Annotated in this window: 18 protein-coding genes; 9 read left to right on the top strand and 9 right to left on the bottom strand. The window is 57.0% G+C overall.

What is annotated here, in order from left to right; translation table 11 throughout:
• Window positions 1-29: 29 nt before the first annotated feature.
• Both AB1L30_RS08475 and AB1L30_RS08470 read left to right on the top strand, forming a co-directional pair.
• Entirely contained in the window at window positions 30-854 is an 825-nt protein-coding gene (locus tag AB1L30_RS08475; RefSeq protein WP_367012984.1) for an AAA family ATPase, read from the top strand.
• A gap of 50 nt (window positions 855-904) precedes the next feature.
• Window positions 905-2,413, top strand: coding sequence for a glycosyltransferase family 39 protein (locus AB1L30_RS08470; protein WP_367012983.1), 1,509 nt, complete (start codon window positions 905-907; stop codon window positions 2,411-2,413).
• A 20-nt stretch (window positions 2,414-2,433) separates the two neighbouring features.
• On the opposite strand, the gene AB1L30_RS08465 is transcribed toward AB1L30_RS08470, so the two are convergent.
• The gene (locus tag AB1L30_RS08465) at window positions 2,434-3,489 is read right to left on the bottom strand and encodes a hypothetical protein (protein ID WP_367012982.1); all 1,056 of its coding nucleotides are present in this window, start codon (window positions 3,487-3,489) and stop codon (window positions 2,434-2,436) included.
• 330 nt (window positions 3,490-3,819) lie between these two features.
• Window positions 3,820-5,025: an NAD(P)-binding domain-containing protein gene (locus AB1L30_RS08460; protein ID WP_367012981.1), complete on the bottom strand. Its 1,206-nt coding sequence runs from the start codon at window positions 5,023-5,025 to the stop codon at window positions 3,820-3,822.
• A gap of 273 nt (window positions 5,026-5,298) precedes the next feature.
• On the opposite strand from AB1L30_RS08460, the gene AB1L30_RS08455 reads away from it, so the two are divergent.
• Window positions 5,299-6,426: a chemotaxis response regulator protein-glutamate methylesterase gene (locus tag AB1L30_RS08455; RefSeq protein ID WP_367012980.1), complete on the top strand. Its 1,128-nt coding sequence runs from the start codon at window positions 5,299-5,301 to the stop codon at window positions 6,424-6,426.
• Window positions 6,427-6,435: 9 nt separating this feature from the next.
• Here AB1L30_RS08455 and thiO read toward each other — a convergent pair whose 3' ends face one another.
• Both thiO and AB1L30_RS08445 read right to left on the bottom strand, forming a co-directional pair.
• Window positions 6,436-7,590 (bottom strand): glycine oxidase ThiO, encoded by a 1,155-nt coding sequence (gene thiO, locus AB1L30_RS08450; protein WP_367012979.1) that lies wholly within the window; start codon window positions 7,588-7,590, stop codon window positions 6,436-6,438.
• 72 nt (window positions 7,591-7,662) lie between these two features.
• Complete coding sequence (locus AB1L30_RS08445) at window positions 7,663-7,947, bottom strand: glutaredoxin family protein (RefSeq protein WP_367012978.1); 285 nt, start codon at window positions 7,945-7,947, stop codon at window positions 7,663-7,665.
• 301 nt (window positions 7,948-8,248) lie between these two features.
• Here AB1L30_RS08445 and AB1L30_RS08440 point away from each other — a divergent pair, with 301 nt between their 5' ends.
• From AB1L30_RS08440 to AB1L30_RS08430, 3 genes are all read left to right on the top strand, one after another.
• Entirely contained in the window at window positions 8,249-10,027 is a 1,779-nt protein-coding gene (locus AB1L30_RS08440) for a serine/threonine-protein kinase (RefSeq protein ID WP_367012977.1), read from the top strand.
• Window positions 10,028-10,332: 305 nt separating this feature from the next.
• Complete coding sequence (locus tag AB1L30_RS08435; RefSeq protein WP_367012976.1) at window positions 10,333-11,049, top strand: hypothetical protein; 717 nt, start codon at window positions 10,333-10,335, stop codon at window positions 11,047-11,049.
• A gap of 211 nt (window positions 11,050-11,260) precedes the next feature.
• Complete coding sequence (locus tag AB1L30_RS08430) at window positions 11,261-13,195, top strand: c-type cytochrome domain-containing protein (RefSeq protein WP_367012975.1); 1,935 nt, start codon at window positions 11,261-11,263, stop codon at window positions 13,193-13,195.
• A gap of 89 nt (window positions 13,196-13,284) precedes the next feature.
• On the opposite strand, the gene AB1L30_RS08425 is transcribed toward AB1L30_RS08430, so the two are convergent.
• Together AB1L30_RS08425 and AB1L30_RS08420 are read right to left on the bottom strand one after the other, a co-directional pair.
• Window positions 13,285-13,812, bottom strand: coding sequence for a hypothetical protein (locus AB1L30_RS08425; RefSeq protein WP_367012974.1), 528 nt, complete (start codon window positions 13,810-13,812; stop codon window positions 13,285-13,287).
• Between the two features lie 165 nt (window positions 13,813-13,977).
• Window positions 13,978-15,072, bottom strand: coding sequence for a tetratricopeptide repeat protein (locus AB1L30_RS08420; protein WP_367012973.1), 1,095 nt, complete (start codon window positions 15,070-15,072; stop codon window positions 13,978-13,980).
• Between the two features lie 205 nt (window positions 15,073-15,277).
• Between AB1L30_RS08420 and AB1L30_RS08415 the strand changes: the two genes are divergently transcribed.
• Window positions 15,278-16,348, top strand: coding sequence for a peptidase M42 (locus AB1L30_RS08415; RefSeq protein WP_367012972.1), 1,071 nt, complete (start codon window positions 15,278-15,280; stop codon window positions 16,346-16,348).
• Here AB1L30_RS08415 and AB1L30_RS08410 read toward each other — a convergent pair.
• Both AB1L30_RS08410 and AB1L30_RS08405 read right to left on the bottom strand, forming a co-directional pair.
• Complete coding sequence (locus AB1L30_RS08410) at window positions 16,267-17,928, bottom strand: serine/threonine-protein kinase (protein ID WP_367012971.1); 1,662 nt, start codon at window positions 17,926-17,928, stop codon at window positions 16,267-16,269. The genes AB1L30_RS08415 and AB1L30_RS08410 overlap by 82 nt on opposite strands.
• 190 nt (window positions 17,929-18,118) lie before the next feature.
• Window positions 18,119-19,075 carry a hypothetical protein gene (locus tag AB1L30_RS08405; protein ID WP_367012970.1) on the bottom strand — a complete coding sequence of 319 codons (957 nt, stop codon included), beginning with the start codon at window positions 19,073-19,075 and terminating at the stop codon, window positions 18,119-18,121.
• 237 nt (window positions 19,076-19,312) lie between these two features.
• On the opposite strand from AB1L30_RS08405, the gene AB1L30_RS08400 reads away from it, so the two are divergent.
• Entirely contained in the window at window positions 19,313-19,948 is a 636-nt protein-coding gene (locus AB1L30_RS08400; RefSeq protein ID WP_367012969.1) for a hypothetical protein, read from the top strand.
• A gap of 443 nt (window positions 19,949-20,391) precedes the next feature.
• Entirely contained in the window at window positions 20,392-20,766 is a 375-nt protein-coding gene (locus AB1L30_RS08395) for a hypothetical protein (RefSeq protein WP_367012968.1), read from the top strand.
• 24 nt (window positions 20,767-20,790) lie between these two features.
• Here the strand turns inward: AB1L30_RS08395 and AB1L30_RS08390 are convergent, their stop codons facing one another.
• Window positions 20,791-21,261 (bottom strand): GNAT family N-acetyltransferase, encoded by a 471-nt coding sequence (locus AB1L30_RS08390; protein ID WP_367012967.1) that lies wholly within the window; start codon window positions 21,259-21,261, stop codon window positions 20,791-20,793.

The raw sequence follows: 21,261 nt of genomic DNA, 5'->3' as shown, positions 1-21,261 counted from the left end.
AAATCAACGGGGCGAAAGAGACACTCTCGATGTACGAAGCGTACTGGAAACTGAAAACTCGCCCGTTCGAAAACACCTACTCGGAACTATTCTACTATCCTTCCGAGTCGGCTCAGGCCGCGCTGTTGAAACTTCGCTATGCGGTCGAAAATCGTCGCGGAGCCGCGATCCTGGCCGGAGCTTGTGGGCTGGGGAAAAGCCTGCTCGTGCGAACCTTGATGGTTCAATTGCCGGAGCAGTTTTCGCCAAAAGTCCATCTCGTCTTTCCGAAGCTTTCCAGCCACGACTTGATTCCCTATCTGCTGCTGAACCTGGGTCAGGGCAACCAGGCGAGTACCGCGCATCGCAACCCTAGCGAAACGATCTGGCAGCTTCAGCAGCTTCTGGCCGAGAATACCAGGGCCGGCAACCATGCAGTGATCGTCGTCGACGATGCCCACCTGCTGAGCGATCACGCTTCGCTGGAAACCTTGCGACTGCTCACCAATTTTGAAACCGACGGCAAGCTCGACCTGACCCTCATTCTGGCAGGACAAACGACCGTCATTCCAGCGGTCGAACGCTTTCCTTCGCTCGAAAGTCGGATCGGTGTGAAATCGCTGATGCGGAACTTCACGCCGGATGAAACGGCGGCCTACGTCACGCATCGACTTCGCGTGGCAGGCTCACAGGCAGAGATCTTCGCTCCCAACGCTTTGGAGCGATTGTTTCAGATCACTCGCGGAAATCCGCGTGAGATCAACCGACTGTGCGACCTTGCTCTGCTAATTGGTTATGCCGAGGAAATCCGCCAGATCGATGCCAACCAGCTCGAATCGATTCATGAAGAATTGGTCACCGTCGTTCCGGAATAGGGCTACCGCCAGGCTGGCGATCGAGCCGCTGCCGATTAGAATCAAGCAGCGTGAACGATTCTAACTCGCCAAGTCCGTCCTCCCCTGCTCCGTCGTGGTCGATCACGATGCTGCTGGGGCTTGCTCTGGCACTGCTGACGGTGATCGTTCGCTGGTCTTACCTGACCGAAAGTTTGTGGGTCGATGAACTGCATACGGCCTGGGTCGTTACTGATTCGGTAACCGACATTCCCCAGCGAGCCGCCATGGGCAATCAAGCGGCGTTGTACTTCTACCTGCCGTGGGCCTTCACGCAACTGGCCGGTCTGCACGAGTGGTCGCTCCGCTTTCCTTCGTTTCTGGGTGGGCTTGTCGCGGTCGCGTTGGTCACGATGACCGCTCATCGCTGGACGCACGACGTGGGGATCGCCCTGGCGGCCGGACTGGTCGGCGTGATCGATGTCGACTGGAACTTCTTCGGAACGGAAGCTCGCGTTTACGCCATCGCCCAAGCGATCGCCATCCTGCAAGTCATCGTCGCCTGGCAGATCCTGCAACACAATCGTCGACGCGACTGGGCTTACCTGGTCGGTCTGACCGTGGTGAACTTCTACTTTCACTACAGCACGCTGCTGTTTGGACTGTGCCTGGCTTTGGCGATGCTGATCTTGGCGAACGATCGTGCGACACGGATTCGCTTACTGGTGGCAGCGAGTTGCGTCGCGGCTCTTGGTGCGATCAGTGTGCCCCATCTGCTGACGATCTTCCAACGTCGCGAGAACTGGGCTAGGTTCATCACGGCCGACAATCCGAATGAATGGCTGCGTTGGCAAACCGTGTTGGCGGTGCTGCTGCCGATTGGTATCGCGGCGCTGTTAAGTTGTTGGTGGAAACGGGAGGCCCGGCCTGGTTCGGAAGGGAAGCGAATCGCACTGGTTGCCTTCGTGCTAATCATTCCGATCTTCGTGGCCTGGGCGAGCACCGCCAGCGGCGTGGCGGCACTGTTTTACGGTCGCTATTTGATCTCGTCAGAAAGCACGATTCCGTTGCTGGTCGCGGCGTTGGCGGCGGTCGTTTCGCCCAAGTGGCTGCGTGCCGGAGTGTTGGTGGTCGCGGTCGCGATCGTCTGGCAATGGCGAATGCCTACCGTTCTGCGCAGTGAGGACTGGCAGACCATCACCCAGGCCGTGGCTGCCGACATCGAAGCGAATAAGTCACCAACCGACGTGGTGATTTCGTCTGGTTTGATTGAAACCGATATCCTGTTGGACGAAGCCGCGACTTCGCCGGCCTGGGAAACGTATGCCCGGCTTCCGATCGAGTCGCTTTACGCTTTGCCCAAGCACGACGGGAACGACTTTGGTTTGACCTATTCGGACGCCGGCCAACCGACACCGCGCTACCTGGCGGAATCGAATCCCGAAGCAAGGATTGTCTTGTTGATCCGCGGAGGAAAAGCGTATGCCGATCAGGTCACGGCGACACTCCTTGAGTCATTGCCAAACCGCCAATACCAAATCGAGGAGCCAGAAACGCAAACAGCACTCGTTCAATGGCGAGTGCTGGTACCGCAGAATTAGTTTGGCTGAGAAGTGTTCGCTTACGAGGCTTCGAGCGTCGACTCGATTTGCTTCAGCGCTTCGTCCAGGCGATTTAGATCGACCGCATCGATGCCATCGAATTGCGGGTCTTCCATCTTCTTGAGCATCTCGCCCAATCGAACGCGAACTGCTTCCAACTGCTTGGCATGGGGTTCGACACGAATGACCTGGTCACGAGGCGGAGCGAAACGACGATCGAGTTGCTGCTGCATTTCGCCCAGCATTTCTTCGTGGCGAGCTCGCATCGCTTCGACACGTTCGGTAATATCCGAAAATGGATCGAAGCCCGCACGTGGTCGCGGAGCTCGAACATGGATCCGTGGCATCTGCTCGAGGCCTGGGATCCGAGCTGGACCGGCATCGGCGACTTCGCGAACATGATTCAGTCGTGCGAACGCTTCGGCATCTTTCTTCTTCAGTTCGTCTTCACTTGCTGCTTCGACCGTCTTCTGCTTTCCGTTGGGCAAGTCCCACGTCACGCGGATATGGCCATCGCGGGAAGTCCGAGTAACCGTTCGCTGGCCATTCTCAGAAATGTCGATCGTCTTTTCGCCATTCACGTTCGAGATCTGAACGGACTGCTGAACCTGACCATCCAGAGGTTGCCGCTCGACTTCGAGCTCGTCGCCAATGATTCGGTTCGGACCGATACGACGCTTCAAAATGGAAATCGCTTCTTTGGCGAGATGACTGGCCGTTTGATTGCCACTGGCGGCAAGTCGCTGGAGCGAAGATAACGCCATGGTCGCGGTTTCTTCCTCTGGCGATCCGGCGAACAGTTTCAACAGGTCGACCGAGCGACTGGCAACTTCACCACTGCCGGTGACCGCAGCGCGTTCGATCGCTGGGACAGCATCTTTACCGAACTTCGCCAATTCAGTCGCCGCTTGCTGGCGCTGGGCAAACTGATCGGCGTCCAATTTCCGAACCCATTGACGAATGAGCTGATCGCGATCGACACCTTCTTCGACAGGATCGGCGGCTCCGGTCGACACCATGCCGATCAACAGGAACAGTACTCCGAATAGTCGTAGCGATACCGCAGGCAGACTCATTTTCAGGCCTTCGTGGACTCGGTGAGGGACAACATGGTGTGAGGACAAAGGTAAGACGATCCCCGAAATATAAAGCATTCAACGCTCGAACGCACGCGAACCTTTACGCACGTTTTCGGGAAATGGTTGACGCTATCGGCGTGGAAATTCCTCGATTTTCCGGGGATTAATGCCGGATTGAACCAACGCTACCAGAAGTTTTGGTCAAGATTGACCAAACTTTGATCACAAATATTTGGTGATAGCTATGCAATTCCGACGTGGCGACTGCACATTGTTCTGGCGATATCCCGGGCCAATCACGGTCAACGAACAATCGGCCGGCGCCGCCTAGTTGGAATCGGTCGATGGGCGAGCGTACAGGTTCAAATTCTCGCGGTCCCCGATAATCGAAAAGACCTGCCGGATCTGATCGAATCCGTTACTCAGCACGAAGCCAGGATCGCGGCCAAAGCTCTTCGCGCCCAAGATATAAAAGTTGGGCTCCGGATGATGGACCGTCGCCGCGGTGTGCGATTCGTTGGCGTAGCTCGTTTCGATCTGCAATTCACGCAGCATATCGAGGTTCGGGCGAAAACCGACGTTCGCGACGATCCGGTCGAACGTATGGACGCCTGAGTGCTTCCCTTCCAGCGTGACATGAAAATGATCGTTCTGCGGTTCGTAATGAACGGCCTTGATTGTCGTTTCAGGCCAATGATCGATGTGCCCGTCATCCTCACATGCAAGTCGATTCGCCTCGGCAATCATTTTATTACGTTCCGGCAGGTTATCGTCGGGCGGCAATGCAATCGGCCCGCTCTCCCCTTTCGGCTCGCGAGTGATCCAGGTCACGTGCGTTTCCATCGATTCGCGAGCGAGCTTGCTGAGTAGGCACACGTTGGAAGCGGCGAGGTAACCGGCACCGATGACCAGCGTTTGCTGGTTCGCGAAATGCTGAGCATCGCTGCCTTCCAGATCGAGCACCCCGCAATGGATATGATCGCGGGCGGCGAGCTCTCCCAGGGCTGGATTGCCGCCAGAGCCGATGTAGTTTGCCTGACCGTAAACACCACTACAGTCGAGAACCACTTCGCTCTCGAACAAGTGTTGATGTCCATCGGCATCTTCCACCAAGGTCACCAGCGGCGTTTCCGCACGCTGCTCGCGATCTTCACTATCCTCGGTCTTGATCTTTTCTTTCCGGGCGATCGAAATGACCTTGTGGTTCAGCTTGAAGCAATCGGCCACCAGGTCAGTTTGCGACAATGGCTTCAGGTAGTGTTCCAAGAGCTGGCGACCGGTCAGCAGTTGCTCGTCGGCTGGCGGCTGATAGTTTTCGTCCTGGGCTTGCAGGGCCGACTTTCCCAACGGAGTGCTGTTCTGCTCGAAGGGAGTAAACAGAGGCACATGGCCCCACTTCTGCAGGTTGGCCCCCACTTCGCCGGAATCGAACACGATGACTTCGTAGCCGAGGAAGCGAGCGTAAAGTGCAGCTTCGATGCCAATCGGGCCGGCACCGACAACGATCACGCGAGCAGGAGTATCTACTGCCATAAGAAAATGGTTTCCGAGAGATCTACAAAGTTGGCTACCACCCACCCAAGAGGCATTGGGGCGGTCTTCTGGTGACGATTATACGGAAGATTCCGGTCTCTACGCCCTGCTGCGCCAGGGAAACAAAAAAAACTATGTGGTTTCGCGAGGCGCTCATTCCACTCCTTTGGTGTGACCTACATTTTCCCCGGGGCAGTGTTAATTAATTTGCATCGGATAACGCGTTTTCCCCAACCGCCTCGATGCGGATTTGGAACAGACTCAGGGCAGAACATGTACCAACGCACACTTCGAGTACTTGTCGTCGACGACTCGAAACTGATTCAGACTTTGATCTGCGATCTGCTGGAAGAATTGCCAGACATCGACGTGGTCGGGACTGCTTCGGATGGGAAGGAAGCGGTTCGACTCGCGAAATCACTGAAGCCGGACGTTATCACGCTCGACGTCCAAATGCCAAAGATGGACGGGCTCGAAACGCTCGACGCCATTCTGTCGGATCAGGCGATCCCGGTGATCATGGTCAGTGCCACGACACAGTTGGGCGGCCAAATCACTCTGGAAGCGCTCGACCGGGGCGCGATCGATTATATCGCCAAGCCGGAAGGGCTGAAGGAAGCGGAAACCACGCTACGCACCGAACTGGTTCGTAAGATTCGCCTGGTTGCCGATACCGACGTCAAGAAGGTTTTGACCATCCGCCGCGAACGCGCTGCCAAACGGAAAGAACGTCGCGGCAAGCTGGCCCTGAACCAGGAAGTCAAAACCACGCCACCACCGGTGGCACCGGCAGACCTCAAGGCTTCGGACAAGTGTATCGCCCTCGGTATCTCGACCGGCGGTCCTCCGGCCCTGGCCTCGATGTTTGAAGTGTTGCCGACCGGCCTCCCGCCGATCGTGATTGTGCAGCACATGCCAGCGAACTTCACCAAGGCATTCGCCGGGCGATTGAATTCGCTATCACGCGTTCAGGTCAAAGAAGCGGAAACAGGGGACATCCTGGTTCCGGGACATGCGTACCTGGCCCCAGGCGGCATGCACTTGGAAGTGCAGAAACATGGCCGCGATGGTGGCAAACTGCTGGTTCGCGAAGGGGACTATGTCAGCGGTCACCGTCCTTCGGTCGACGTGATGATGACTTCTGCCGTGAAGATTTATAAAGACCGCTTGCTCGGCATTATTATGACCGGCATGGGTCGTGACGGATCGGATGGCTGCAAAGAAATCCGTGCCGCGGGCGGTTTCGTGCTCGGACAAGACGAAGCAACTTCGGACGTCTATGGCATGAATAAAGTTGCCTACTCAGAAGGCAACGTTGATCGCCAGTTCTCGTTGGACGATGCGGCCACCACGATCGCATCGCAAGTTCGGCGTATGTGGGGTTCGGCCGCGGTTTCTTAAACCGACGGCCTAAGCCCGATTCACACGGAAGGGATGCAGATCGATCATGGTCTGCTCCCCACGCATCAACTGCGCGAGGACCACGGCCGTCGCCGGTGAAAGATGCAGTCCGCTGCGATAGTGCCCTGCCGCCAGGAAGACATTCTCGAGCCCTGGCAATTTGCCGATATATGGTATCCGATCAACGCTGGCTGGCCTTAGCCCAGCCCAGGCCTTGACCACCTTGGCATCTTCCAGCCGAGGAACCCATTGCCGAGCAAACTGGGTCAGATCTTTAACCGCCTCTTCGGTATTCGATTTGTCGAAGCCTGCTTCTTCCACCGTCGCACCAACCAGCACCAGGCCATCGCGGCGCGGTACCAGGTAACGAATGCCTTCGTTGACCGGGGCTTCAAAAAATCGCTCGCCGGCATCCAGCAGTACCATTTGCCCTCGAATCGGTTCAATCTCGGGACGTTGCATCCGTCCGGGAAAGTCTCCCTGATCGAGAACATGATCGGCGACCAATTGCGACCAGGCCCCTGTCGCCAGGCAGGTTGCCCCGGGCGAGATTGTTTCGTCCACGGTGCTGACCGACTGAAGCCGTTCGCCAGCGAAGTTCCAGGTCTGGATTTCGGTGTGCTCGACGATTTCAACACCTTGCTGACAACATGCCGTAGCCAGCGCTTGCAAGTGCCGCGGATTTCGCACCACTGCTTCGCCGGGCAGGTACATCGCCTCCAGGATCGAATGGCTCACTTGCAGATAAGGGAACCGCTGAGCGATCTGGCCAATCTCGAGCTTTTCGGCATCGACTCCTTCTTCTTCATATTGAACCCGAGCCATCCGCAGCGAAGCCGCCTCGCCTGGGTCGCGAGCCAAATAGATTCCGCCGGTGATCTCGAATTCGTTATCGATACCGGTCTCTTCCCGAAGCTGGGCAGACCACTGGGGGAAGAGGCGATGGCTGAGACCACGAAGCTGCTCTTGAGGATCCCAGGCATGCTGCTGATTCGCCGGTGGCAGCAAGCCAGCACCGGCCCACGATGCTTCGCGACCGACTTCGCCTTTATCGACCAGGGTCACATGATCGCCACGGCGAGCTAGTTCCAGGGCAAGCGAGAGCCCGATGACTCCGCCACCCACGATCAGAAAATCAGGACAATTCGACGAGAACGCCGGCACCGCAGCACACCTTGCAAGCAAGTGGTTGATAGCCCTGGCGTCGTTGCTCGATCGAGCCAGGCTCAAAGTCGCCTACAAGTTGGCGTCGGTCGGAATCGAGTTCGCTTCCGCTTCCAGGACACGCTTCAGTAGCATCGGTGAAACTTTGCCACGGAAGCGGACTTTGCCATTAATTTCGACCACCGGGACACACGTGTTAAACTTCTGAACCAATTCAGGCTCTTGATCGATATCGACCAGGCGAATGTCCGACACGAAATTTCGTACGAGCACCTCGGCATCGTCGCACAGATGACATCCTTGCCGCGTATAGATCACGACTGCCGCATCGTACTGAGGGTGAGAAGTTGGGTTCACCAATGGATTGCCTTATGAAGATTCGTTGAAGCTTCGATTCCTGACTTCCCCTGGCGTCCCCTACAAACTAGCGTAGGGACTCCATTTTTCCCATTGATTATGGGGGGACAGATTAGGAAAGATTCAATTCAGCGAAATTCCCCTTGGATCGTTGTTCAGGGGAGTTCGACTCTGTAGTCTATACCTTGAATCAGTCTACTGACTTTCCCTAACCTAGGGAATGATTGGCCTTTGCGAGACGAATGTACAGGCCGCCATTACTCGCCAAGTTCCATCTATTCCTGCCCCGTTTTAGGTTCGCATGCCCGCAGTCGTCAACTCCGATCGATTCATCGAGCTGATCGGTAAGAGCAAGCTCGTCCAACCTCCTGCCCTCGAGCAGGCCTTGGAAGAACTGCGCGCAGCTCACGATGGCGAGATTCCCAAGGACCTGGACGTTCTGCAAGAGTTCTTCGTCGGCAAAAACCTGCTGACCAATTGGCACTGCGAGAAGCTCCGTAACGGGAAATACAAAGGGTTCTATCTCTCGAAATACCGGCTGCTGAAGCACTTGGGCACCGGCGGGATGAGTAGTGTCTACCTGGCCGAGCACATCCTGATGAACCGTAAGGTTGCCATCAAAGTGCTGCCGCGCCGCCGCGTGAACGACGCCTCGTACCTGGCTCGCTTCCACTTAGAAGCCCAGGCCGCCGCCCACCTCGACCATCCGAACATCGTCCGAGCCTTCGATGTCGACAACGAGGACGACACCCATTACATCGTGATGGAATATGTCCCCGGTAGCGACCTGCAGCAGTTGGTTCGTGCCAACGGCCCGGTCCCTTTCGAGGCGGCCGCCGATTACATCGCCCAGGCTGCCGACGGATTGCAGCACGCCCACGACAAAGGGGTCGTACACCGCGATATCAAACCAGCCAACTTGCTGCGAGATGATCGGGGTGTCGTCAAGATTCTGGATATGGGCCTGGCTCGGCTGAAAGATGATGACTCCGCCTCTCTGACGATTGCTCACGAAGAAAACGTTCTGGGAACGGCCGATTACCTCGCTCCGGAACAAGCGGTCAACAGCCATCAGGTCGATCATCGTGTCGATATATATAGTCTCGGCTGCTCTCTCTATTATCTGTTGACGGGCCATCCTCCGTTTCCTGAGGGAAGTTTGGCTCAGCGGATCGCCAAGCATCAGAGCGTGATGCCGGAGAAGATTAAGAAGTCTCGGCCGAATTGCCCCCCTTCTCTGCAGCGCATCTGCGAGAAGATGATCGCCAAAGATCCCAACGACCGGTTTGCTCACGCTTCAGAAGTTGCCGCCGAACTTCGAAACTGGATGGAATCGCGGGGCCAAGAGCCTACCCTCGTTGACGAAAAGCCTGGCTCGGCTGTCCTTTCCAAAGCCGCCGTTGAGGCCGCCAACCGTTCGCGAGCCGTTCAGCAGTCGAATCGCAAGGGTCCTTCGCAGTCATCCTCGGACGATGTCGACGACTTGTTGCCGCCCGATCTGCGCGAATCTCCTTCCTCCAGCAACTTCGATCCTGCCATCGGCGATACGATCGCAGATCGCTCGAATGACACGTCGCCTCGCCCACGACCGAAGCCGCCAGAAGCGAATTCGTCGGAATCGCTGCCAGTCGCCAAGCCGCTTGAGGGTGATGACCTGAACGAGTTCCGCTCGGCGGAGATGTCGTCGACCTCGAGTTCGTCGCTATTCGACTCGAAAGAATTCACGGGCGAAGATCCGTTCGCCATGGATGTACCTACCTCGGAAGTCGCAGGTTCGCTTTTAGTGTCCTCGGCCACGCTTCGCCAACAAGCGGAAGTACGTCAGGCGGCTGCCGATGCGAAACGTAACCGAGCCGCGTCGAAAACAGATGGTGGTGGTTCGGCCTTGAACACAACGATCCAAGGCATCCCTGCGATCATTTGGATTGTCGTTTCAATTCTCTTCATGCTGATTGGCGTTCTGATCGCCATCAGCTATCAAACCGCCGAAGAAAACGCGGAACCAACCGATCCGAAAAAGGGTCGTCTGGAAGGACGGCTTTGGGATTCGCCCGGCCACACCCCTCGGGTTATTGGGTAGACAATACACCTGCAGAAGTATCTTGACATCCCCTCTTGCGCTCGCCTTGCAGGGGTTGGCCCCCTTCAACGCCCCTGACTGGACACACATAAGTCATTTCCAGGAAGCCACTTATGCAAATCGCTTGAAATCTCTTCGGACCGCGACGTAGGATAAGGTAGAAGACTAGAGGCTCACTCGAGCCTTCCTACAGAAGCGATGTGAAATGGAATTCGCCGTTCCGCGAGTCGCAGGACGATCGACACCAATCAACACCACGAGCGACGACTTATCGGTCGCCCGACAGGCCAGACTAAGAGAATTCCATGGCACGCATGTCTTATCGAGGCATTACGCATACGAAAGTGGCGAAGACGAAAGTCGCGTCACGAGATTTTCGTTTGCCGACGCAAGCTTCGCGACGCCGTGGAGGCGAGGCCGCTCGCACAACGAAGACGTGCGGGTACTTTGCTCCGCCGGAAGATTGGCACGAACCAACCGGTGAAACCGGCCAGAGCTACAAGTTCATCTATCAGTCGCCCGGTGAAGGCTTTCGGCACGTTTTGACTGAAGAAGAGATCCGCGCACGGCTCAACGAACTTCCTTCCTGGATGATCGAAGGGCTGGAAGTGGTTCAACTCAGTCGCCTGACGCGTAAGAAGCTGAGCTTTCCATGCTATGGCATGCAGTGGGGTGCGGCGATCTATCTGTACCCGATGGACGAGTCGCTGATCGAGTATTTCCCTCACCCGCCACGCCCGGAACAGTTGGTGGAAGCCAACATGTTTGGTGCAAACTGGGAAGAAGATGCCGATGGATACTGGCGACTCGAGTGGACCGAAGAGACGATCAAGGACTTCTACCTGAATAACGTCCTGGTGCACGAGCTGGGGCACCTACTTGATACACGCAACAACAGCTATGTCGCTCGCGAGCGATACGCCGAGTGGTTCGCGATCGAATATGGCTATCGTCCTAGTCGTCGCAAGCAGTTGGCGAAGCGAGCCACCCAAAAGGTCGTCCGTCGCCATCATCGCACCTAAGCCCGATCGATGGGCTAAGCTCTTAAATAAGTGCCGATGTAGATTAGGTTTACGCGGTCCAGACGCTGGGACTCAACGCGTTTTTGGGTACAAACGCCCCAATGTCACGTTCATTCCTAATGCATCGACTCTGGGTTATCGTTACCATGGCCTGCAGGCAGACACGATTCCCGGCTTCCCCTCGTTTCCAGAGATCAGACAGGGCCTGAAATTGAATTCCTTCAAATCCCTAACGACCGTCGCGATCGCCGTTCTTCTGGCTGGTCAGCTTGTTTCCACCGTCTTGGCCGCTCCGAACGACGAGCAGAAGATGCAGTTGCAAGCGTTGAAGCTCGATATCCGCAAGACGTCGAACTACCTGAAGCGGGGCATGGTTACAGAATCGGTCGAACTCGTGCGTGACATTCAGTCGCGCATGGAAAAGCTGGGCACCTCGGGCGATGCCGAAGTAGCCGCGGAACTACAAAGCCTGGCCGAGTCGTTGGCGGCTTCACACGGCTTTCTGGAAATCGAAGGGTACACCCTCAAGCCACTCGGGGCTCCGACCCCAGGTGCCGCCCCAGCCATGATGGCCAATGCCCCGGCTGGCCTTGGCACCCCTGTCCCACCGGCTGGTGCTCCGACTCCGCTGCCAACCGCGTTCCCTTCTGCCAATCTTAGCTTCACCAAGCATATTGCTCCGATCATCGTCGCTCGCTGTGGCAACTGCCACGTGACTGGCAGCCGGGGCGGCTTTGGTGCTCCGACCTTCGCCGCCTTGATGAAGGGCCCGGCTGAAGGGGTCGTCATCTTCCCCGGCGACGACATTGGTAGCCGCTTCATCGAAACGATTGAATCTGGCGACATGCCTCGCGGTGGTGGCAAGGTTCAGCCCGCCGAACTGGCAGCGCTGAAGACCTGGATCAAGGAAGGTGCCAAGTTCGACGGCACCGACCCGAACGCTCCGCTGAGCCAGTCCGCCCCTGCACCGAACCCAGCCGAAATGGTTCGCCTGGAAGTGACCGAAGCTTCCGGCAATGAAAAGGTGAGCTTCAGTATGGACGTGGCCGGCGTACTGGCCAACCGTTGCGTTAGCTGCCATAGCGGGAACAACCCACGGGGTGGATTGGGCATGGAGAACTTCGCTCGCTTCCTTCGTGGTGGCGACAGCGGTGCTCCTTTCCTGCCGGGCAAACCTCAGGAAAGCATGCTGGTCCGCCTGATCAAAGCGACCGGCAACGAACGAATGCCACGCAACGGTGCGCCGCTGACTGCCGACGAGATCGCCAAGATTGAAACCTGGATTCAGGAAGGTGGCAAGTTCGACGGCGCTTCGGCCCAAGATGATTCGATGCAGCGAACGCATCAGATTGCCCTGGCAAAGAAAGCAACGCACGACCAACTCGCCGCTATGCGAGCCGAAAGCAGCCAGCAGAAGTGGGACCTCGGCATGCCGAATGTGAAGTCGGCCAAGGTCGATTCGCCCAACTTCCTGGCTTACGGCACGATGGGGGAAGAGTCGTTGAAGGAATATGTCGCTACCGCCGACAAGGCAGCCGATAAGGTTCGTGGCCTGATGAAGATTCCGGCCAGCACTCCGATCGTCAAGGGGAAGATGACCCTTTACTTCTTCAAGCAGCGTTACGACTACGCCGAGTTTGGCAACATGATCGAACGCCGCGACCTGCCAGCCGACTGGAAAGGTCACTACCGCTACGATGTGACCGACGCCTACGGTTCGATTCAGGTTCCGGCAGAAGATGGCTACGACTTGGATGTGCTGCTTGGCCAGCTCATCGCTTCGTCGCACGTGGCTTCCCTTGGTAATGGCACCGTGCCCGAATGGTTCTCCGATGGCGTTGGCCGGGTCATCGCTTCGCGGATCAGCAAGAGCGATCCGCGCGTAGTGGCGTGGGACAACCAGCTTGAAGGGGCGTTCGCTTCGATGAGCAAGCCGGACGACTTCGTGAAGAATCGCATGTCGCCGGAACAGAACTCGGTAGTCAGTTACGCCTTCCTGAAAGCGATCATGGGACGCGGCAATTCGTTCGACGCCTTGATGAACTCGCTTCGCCAGGGACAAGACTTTGATGCCTCTTTCCAGTCTGCCTTCGGCATGGATCCATCGAAGCTGGCGGCTGCCTGGGCGATGTCGGGTCGACGTTAAACCAACCGGAACGAACGACGGAACATAAAAGCGGGATGCCAATTGGCATCCCGTTTTGCTTTTACTGACCAATCGAACTAAGTCGCGACTTAGTGATGGTGATGTTCCAGCGTACCGTTGTACGGCGTGCCTTCGATTTCGAGCACGACCGTCGCCTTGGTGTCTTCATCTTCGATCAAAGCGAACAAGTCCGCGTCGGCCGACTCGAAGGTGGCAGTCGTCGTTTCCCCTTCCTTGCGGACAGCAGGGATCTCGTACGGCTTGGTGTCTTCACCCACGGTGATATTCACCATGATCGCTTCAGCTGGAATTGCCACTTCTTCCTTGGCATCGGCGTCCAGAACATAGAACGTCAGCAACTTGGCTTCGTCGTCATGGGCCCATTCCAGGTGATACTTTTCACCCCCCAGCTCGATGAGGTGACCGCCGTGAGGACCTTCGTCATGGCTGTGGCCACCATGCTCGTGTCCGTGGTCGCCGTGATCATGATCACCATGGTCGTGATCGTGGCCATGTTCGCCGCTGGTGTTGTCCGCGGCTTTCTCGCTATTGCAACCGCTCAGCGTGAAGGGAACCGCCAGCGCGCATAGGACCAAAAGAAACTTCCCGATCTTCATAATGCCAGACTCCTGTAGTGGCAACGATGGATATCAAACAGGCAAGTCGCCTGGGCAGAGCGAACTTTCCGCCTCTCCCGTTTTCTACGCGGGAAAACGTCGATTATTCGGCAGGAAAACTTCTGCGCCAATCACAGACGCCCAAATCGGATGTCTGGTCGCGTTCTAAAGATCGAGCCCTTCGGCGGTTGTCACCGTCTTGTTAAGCTGCATCGCGAAGGGCTGAATGAACTGAGGATCGCCCCCGGCACGCTGGCAAGCGGCAAAAACTTTGGTCGCTTGTTCGTCATCGCCATCGAAGAAAAGCAGCACCGCCACGCAGAAAAGATACTTTGGATTTTCTGGATCCGTAACCGCGCGGCGGGCATTGGCCTCGATGATCGAGGACTTCGCCAGGCCGTTATTGCCCAGCATCCCCTGCAAAGTCAGCGAGGTATCGACCACCTTCGGATCTTGCTGGATGGCCCGCTCGATTGCTTCCACGGCTTCATCCGGGCGATTGGTCGCCAGGTAAGCCAACCCCTTTCGCAGGTAGGCTTCGGCAAAACCTGGTGCGGCCGCGATGGCATCTTTGTAGCGGCCCAAAGCTTCCTGGTATCGCTGCTGGGCGAACAGATTGTCTCCCGACTCGATGAAGTGAGCAGCCCGCTGAATCGCTTGCGGGGAAGGCTGTTCGATCACGACCGGCTTGGCCGACTCAACCTTCGACGACGTCGGCAGCGGAGTCACGAGCGAATCAAAGGTCCCCGTCCGCTGTGGCTGAATGGCAAAATCACGCGGCAAACCCATGAACTGCTTCATGGCTTGCGGACCATAATTCAGCTCGGCCGGTTCGGTTGGCGGCAGGTAGTATTCCAAATACTGATCGCCCGGGCGGTAGTACGTTCCGTAAGGGTAGATGGTCGAATAGCCTCCGCCGTAGGCGAACGGATAGGCATAGGGATTCACGTAACCGTAAGGAGGCGGCAGAACGCCGATCGACAAGCCAGCCCCAAACCAGTTGCCACCGTAGTACGGATAGTTTCCGCCCCAGTTGCCTCCCCAATTTCCGCCACCACCATGATGGTGATGATGTCCGCCATGGTTACCGCCGGAATGGTGCGATCCGCTCCAACCAGGACTGGTGACGTCGGCATAGCCACCTCGGCCAACCGAGATGTTGCCGCGGCTTTTGTATTGGTACTGCCCCAGTCCTTGGGCTTGCGCAGTGGTCGCCACAGCTAAAATTGAGAGACCGACCAGGTAAGTTAAGGTGCGCACTGCAATTTCTCCATCACATTAAGAAGCGATCTTTTGTATTATCTGCCCGATTTCGAAGAAGGGCAAAAGAAAAACCAGCTTTTCGTCCCGACTTACGCCTTCGTTCTGCTGAACAGAATCGGCTCAGCTCTTTCAAACGAGGGGGCTAAGAAATTACACTGAGCTTCTAAGGGATTTCCCTTTATTCATCGATATCGCCTGTTGAATGCATGCCGTGACCAAGTCTGACCTCGACGATTTTCTCGATATCCTGAAGCAACTGGTTCGGCACCCGGCCGTGGTCGGCTCCGAACATGCTTTCTTCCGCTATCTGCAACGAGAATTGGAAGAAACGCACGCCAAAGTCACCTTGTATGAAGGTCTTTTGGTTGCGTGCGGGACGAACCCCGATCGGATGCATATCTCGGCCCACGTCGATCGGCACGGGCTGATCTGTACCGGACCAAACGAGTTCCAGTACGCGGCCTTCGTCGCGCGGAACCGTGGCGACTTGCTGGGGGACTCGGTCTCGGAACAAACCTTCCAGACCATCGCCGAGCGTTTTCACGAACGTTTCGTTCAGGCCTATGTGCCTTGGAGCGGAACCTACCTGGGCAAAGGGACCATCAAGCGGTCCTACCTTTGCGAGCGTCGAGGGAACCTGGTGTTCGAGGTCGAAGGGCTTGATCATGTGCTGCCTGGCACGCCGGTCGCCTACCAGGATCGCCTTTCGGTGAACTATGGCCGGGTCTCGGCTCAACTCGACAACGTGCTGACGACCGCCATGCTGGTTTACTTGTTCCGTCATGGCTTCCAAGGCACGGTCCTCTTTACCGCTCAGGAGGAAGCAGGCCGAAGCTGGCGTTTCCTTTTGGAATGGTTCCGTCGCTGCGGGATTGAAACGCAAGACCTACTGGTGCTCGATACGAGCCCCTTCCCAGACATCCCGACTGCCGATGCCCAGCAAGTGGTGCTGCGTCGCCGCGATACGAACGCCATCTTCAATCCGCAGATGGTCGACAAGTTGGAAGCCGCGTGCAACAAGTTCGGCATTCGCTACAGCTTCAAAGACGAATACATCGCGAAGCAGAACGAAATACGCGTCGCAGAAGGCAAATCGCCGACGTCGCTCGGTAGTACGGAACTAGGTCGCGTGGCGTCTGCTTCCGGCGGAACGATTCAAGGGGCGACGCTTCAGGTCCCCACCACGGGTTATCACACGCCGGAAGAATCGGCCGCGTTGTCGTCGATCGAAGCGATGCTCGACGTTCTGTGCGAGGTCGCACTGGAAGACTGAGTCTGCCCGGTCAACCGATTACGGATGACCTCGAACGTCGCCAAGAATTCAGGGTCGGTCTTTCGCAGAATGTTGAGATACTCTTCCGAGGTCGCCTCGGCGGCAGCTTGTTCCGCGGCGGAAGTCTGGCCCATTTCCGAAAGGCAGATCGCCTTGCCGGCATAGCCGAACGCCTTGGCTTCGACCTGAATGACCGGCTGCGTTGCCATTTGCTCAAAGACTCGCAGGGCTTCGCGGTACCGCTGCTGATTGAGCAGCAAGACCGCTTCCTGCTTCATCGCCTTCAGCCCCCACATGCGATTCTCGTCACTCAGTTCCATGGGGAAATGGCGATAAACGCTGGCGAAGTACTCAGGCCGCTGATCGGGGCCGCGGTTCTTATTTTTGAACATCGCGAAGTCAAACTGCTCGCTGGCCGTCAGACCCACTTTCGCCAAGGGTTGCTCTTGCTGCTCTTGAGGCACTTCCAACAGGTTTGGCTGCTTCGAGGCCACCGCCAGTGCGCCACCCACCACCAGGCAAACCAGCATGACGCCGCTAATCGCGACGAAGCGTTTGCTCCACGACGGGCGACGATAGACCGTCATGGCCGATGTTTTCATCACCTCGGAGAGATCTTTGAGGCCGTCGCTACGGATGGCGGAAAGGGACGCCAGTTCCGCAATCGACCAGTCGGAAGGATCGCTCCCGAAAGCGTCGGTCCCCAGGCTCTTCTGAACTTCGCGAAGCTCTCGCAGCAGATCCGAGGCGTTCTGATAACGATCGTCCGGTTTCTTGGCCAGCATTTTATGAATCACGCGAGCCAGCGACGGCGGAACGCCTCCTCGAACTTTCTCGAGTCGTTCCGGCTCGGTGTTCAAGTGCTTCACGGCAACCGTCAGCGGATTGTCGCCCTCGAACGGAGGGCGTCCTGCGAGCAGCTGATAACAGGTCACCCCCAGCGAGTAGATATCGCTGCGTTGATCCAGCACCTTGCCTTCGGCTTGCTCGGGGCTCATGTACAGCGGCGTCCCCATGGTGATCCCGACCTGAGTCAGGTTCATCCCGTCAGCCCCTGGGGCAATCACACGGGCGAGGCCGAAGTCGGCTACCTTCACTTCGCCAGTCGCGGTAATCAAGATGTTTTCGGGCTTGATGTCGCGATGCACGATCCCCTGCTCTGCCGCCTTGTAAAGCGCGGCGGAAACCTGTCGCAAGATCGCGCCGACCAGCTTGACCTCGAGCGTGCCTTGCTTGTTGAGCAGTTGTTTCAGATTCTGCCCCGGAACATATTCCTGAGCGATGAAGTGCAGGCCATCGGCGTTGCCCACTTCGTAGATCTGGACAATGCTGGCATGGGTCAGTGCGGCGGCGGCTTGAGCTTCGCGATGAAAGCGCCGGACGTAGGCGTCGTCTTTGGCGAGTTCCGGCAGAAGAATCTTGACGGCGACGTTTCGCTTCAGGCTTTGCTGCTCGGCCAGAAAGACCTCGGCCATCGCCCCACGCCCCAGACGACGAAGGACTCGATAATCCCCGACGGAGCGTCCGGCTAAATCGAGTTCCGACGCGGCATCGCCGTTGCTGTTCTTCAGTTCCGTCACTGCGTGTCTCAAAGGGGCATCGCGGATAAAGGGCCGGGGCTGCGGAATTTTAGAACGTCTTCGCTGCCGAGGCCAATGGTTTTACCTCGCAAGGAGGCCGATTGATTCGTCGATTCAACCAGATTTAAGTATCGACCCCCTTTCGATGCTTGGCAACCGATCTGTCATCAGGACGGAATCATTTACTTGCCTATGCTTCCAAGTCTTCTAAACCCTTCTTCTGCTGGGTGGGTCGAGGCAAACGGGCATCGAGCCATTGCTGATCGACGAAGTCCCCCAGAAGTCGCCGCAGGCAACTCACCAGGGCATGCCGTACCTCATCTTGATAGTCGGGGTGAGAACCGACGATCTCGACCTGGGAAAAACCATTCCAGCCAAGCCATAACCCCCAATCAAAACGCACGGCGGACTCGTTGACGCGATACATGACTCGCGCTGCCCAGAACCCACCATAGCTGTCGCGGAAATCGATCCAGGCTCGATCTTCGGCGCGCATCGTCTCTGGCCGAGTCGGCCAGCCGAGCAGAACCATCATCATTCCCACCACCAACATCACCATCGAGGCCAAAACACCGCTCGATGTCAGGTCCAAGCCGGTCCCTGGCAAATACGAATAAGTCATCAAGACCTGGGCCGAGGCGAGGCACAGTGCGGTGCATCCGAAGCGGGTCGGTCCGTTGTTCAACACCCCTGCCAGGATCAAAACCGCCAGGAAGGTGCCCCAAAGAGGACCTGGGTTCATGTGCCCAGTCCCCGCCGAGAACCAGGCCCGCCAGACCGGCAGGCAAAGTATCACCCAAAAGAGGACCACCACCAATTGCCACAGAAGCGTCTGAGAGCGTTTCGCACCAATTTGGGATAGTTGCGGGCAAAACAGTCCCATGGCCGCCAGATAACGCCACTGCTCGTCGTTGACGGGGATCTGCAGCCCATGCAGCGTGCCGATTGCCACTTCGCTGCCAAACAGAGCGACCCAGGCCACAAAACACCACCCCCAGGGGGCAAGCAGCGTCGTTCCTTTCAGGCCGGACCGTCCCCGCAGCAAGATCACGCACCCCACGAGCCCCAATAGCAAGGCCGCGATGGCAGGAAGCCAGCCAGGATCGAGTTGCCATTGGGCCAGAAGCATCAGTGCGAGCGATTCCAAGGGTGTTTTCTGGGAAGTCTTTCCTGCCCGTCATTCTAGCGAATCGAGCCGTAAGGGTGCGTTTTCATCGGTTTGGAACGATTGTTCCGGTCAGGGATAGTTGATCGACCACGGAAGGACTAACGACGAGGCAAATTTTTTCGATGTTGCGTTTGCACAACGCGAAACGCGTGGCATGTTTCGGCAGTGCAACAAATACTCCCTCACTAAACTCCCCAACCCTAAGGAAACAGAAACATGATTCGCCTTGCCATTGCTTCGTGCTTTGTCGTTCTCTCGGCCGCTGGAACCGCTTCGGCCGGCATTTGGGACGCCATGACCGTCAGCTATCCAACCTCGCACACGCCCGTCAGCAGCGAATATGTTGCCGCCATGGGTGCCGCTGGCTGCGGTTGCAACCAGGGTGCCTACGCCGGCTCCAGCTGCTCGACCGGCAACTGTGCCGATCTGTGGAGCAACTACTGTGCTCCTCGCCCAGTTTCGAGCTGCCGACCTAAATTGCACACTCGTTACCACTGGTTTGGTTCGCCATCGTGCGGCTGCGAAGTCGAAACGACCATGCCTTGCTGCGGCGACTACCCCATGTGCGGTTGCAACCATGGTCGCATGGTCAAAGGCTGCGGCCATGCCTGCACCAGTTGCCTGGGCATGAACCTGCGTGGCTTCTGGAACAAGTGCAACGATTGCGGCATGTCGGGCTGCGACACCTGTGGTAGCACCACCGAAATCATCAACCTGGAACAATCGATGGAACACAACGTTCCTCAGGTTGCCCCAGCCATCGAACCAACCCCGGCCGCTGCACCGGCCAAGCCAGAAGCGAAAGAAGCTCGCCTTCTGCCATCGCTGCAAGCTCTGCTGCCGCGAAACTAACGCTCTCACGAAAAACGCGATGGCTCGACCAAGCTACCTGGGGAGTGTGGTTTGCCTATGAGCCCAAGCGTCTTGCGGGCGGATCCTGGATGGGGATCTGCCCGCATATTTTTGCTAGCCGCTTCAAATCGAACAAACGATGGTAGGTGCTAGCACGAAAATACCAGATTTTCAGTCCAGAACTTCTTCAGAACCGGACGATAAGTATTACTGATCGAACACCGGGAGGACGGGACGCAGGATGCGGCCCCGTGAGATCAAAGGTCAAAGTAGGCGATGGATCGACTACTTCTGGCCTTTTTTAATGCGCTTCTCGCACTCGCCAGGATTTTGCTTGCCACCCCCCAAATGGCAAATTAAAATCACCCTCTAACTGGTGAAGGACCACCCCCTGATTTGCCACGACGGCTATGGCCAGTTTTCATGTTTGGGGGAAAGCAGAAATGCCCACGAAGACTCTTGCGATTGCATCGTTGATGTTGCTGGGAATGGTGGCTTATTCATCTCTTTCGGCTCAGGAAGCCGAGCCCACCACCAAGTCGGAATTCAAAGGCCGTCTGCCGGCCTACTGGGGCGATATCGTCACCAATGATCAGCGTGCCAAGATCTACGAGATCCAAAAGGAATACGACTCGCAGATCGACAAGCTGAAGGCAGAAATCGAAAAGCTCGAAGACGCCATGAAGAAGGAATTCGCCAGCGTTCTGACCAAACCGCAGCTCGACCGCATCAAGGAAATGGCAGCCGAAGAAGAACTGCGTCGCCAGAAGAACGAAACCGCCAAAAAAGCTGCTGCCGCGGCCGCAGCCAGCAACTAAGGCTTACCATGCTAACCAGGCAGCCTACCCACCGGCAGGCTGCTTCCATCTTAGGTGCAACAGTGGAAATGGATTCCCCTGCCCATCCACTTCGCTTCGACCGAACCGCTCGAAGCCGAGAGCCTCATAAAAAACGATCGCCTGAGGATTCTGTTCGTTGACGTCGACTTCGTCCACCTTTTGTACCTGGACCGCGTAGTCGACCAGCAGTCGTCCGATCCCCTGCCGGAGGAAATCGGGATGCACGAACAGCATCTCGATTCGATTTTCAGCCGTACCAATGAAACCTGCGATGCGTCCTTTCGGCGAACGCACGCTCGCCAAGGTGACCGCAGCAAAGTAATGGTCGCGGATCAGCGGTCGCAGCTCGTTGATCTTGGCTTCCGGCAGAAAATCGTGCGTGGCCCGGACCGATGCCTCCCAGACTTCGATCAGTTGGTCGAACTCGTCCTGGCAAACGGGCGTGATCGCCAGCGATCCTTCACGCTGCGTCAT

The sequence above is a fragment of the Bremerella sp. JC817 genome (genome assembly GCF_040718835.1).
GTDB lineage: Bacteria > Planctomycetota > Planctomycetia > Pirellulales > Pirellulaceae > Bremerella.
Note: the sequence above shows the minus strand (reverse complement) of the source record. Positions and strands in the feature narration are given on the sequence as shown.

Coding starts and splice junctions, on each gene's coding strand:
- AB1L30_RS08435 (WP_367012976.1), top strand. CDS start 10,333: ATGGCACGCATGTCTTATCGAGGCATTACGCATACGAAAGTGGCGAAG.
- AB1L30_RS08415 (WP_367012972.1), top strand. CDS start 15,278: ATGCATGCCGTGACCAAGTCTGACCTCGACGATTTTCTCGATATCCTG.
- AB1L30_RS08440 (WP_367012977.1), top strand. CDS start 8,249: ATGCCCGCAGTCGTCAACTCCGATCGATTCATCGAGCTGATCGGTAAG.
- AB1L30_RS08425 (WP_367012974.1), bottom strand. CDS start 13,812: ATGAAGATCGGGAAGTTTCTTTTGGTCCTATGCGCGCTGGCGGTTCCC.
- AB1L30_RS08465 (WP_367012982.1), bottom strand. CDS start 3,489: ATGAGTCTGCCTGCGGTATCGCTACGACTATTCGGAGTACTGTTCCTG.
- AB1L30_RS08390 (WP_367012967.1), bottom strand. CDS start 21,261: ATGACGCAGCGTGAAGGATCGCTGGCGATCACGCCCGTTTGCCAGGAC.
- AB1L30_RS08460 (WP_367012981.1), bottom strand. CDS start 5,025: ATGGCAGTAGATACTCCTGCTCGCGTGATCGTTGTCGGTGCCGGCCCG.
- AB1L30_RS08455 (WP_367012980.1), top strand. CDS start 5,299: ATGTACCAACGCACACTTCGAGTACTTGTCGTCGACGACTCGAAACTG.
- AB1L30_RS08475 (WP_367012984.1), top strand. CDS start 30: ATGTACGAAGCGTACTGGAAACTGAAAACTCGCCCGTTCGAAAACACC.
- AB1L30_RS08400 (WP_367012969.1), top strand. CDS start 19,313: ATGATTCGCCTTGCCATTGCTTCGTGCTTTGTCGTTCTCTCGGCCGCT.
- AB1L30_RS08395 (WP_367012968.1), top strand. CDS start 20,392: ATGCCCACGAAGACTCTTGCGATTGCATCGTTGATGTTGCTGGGAATG.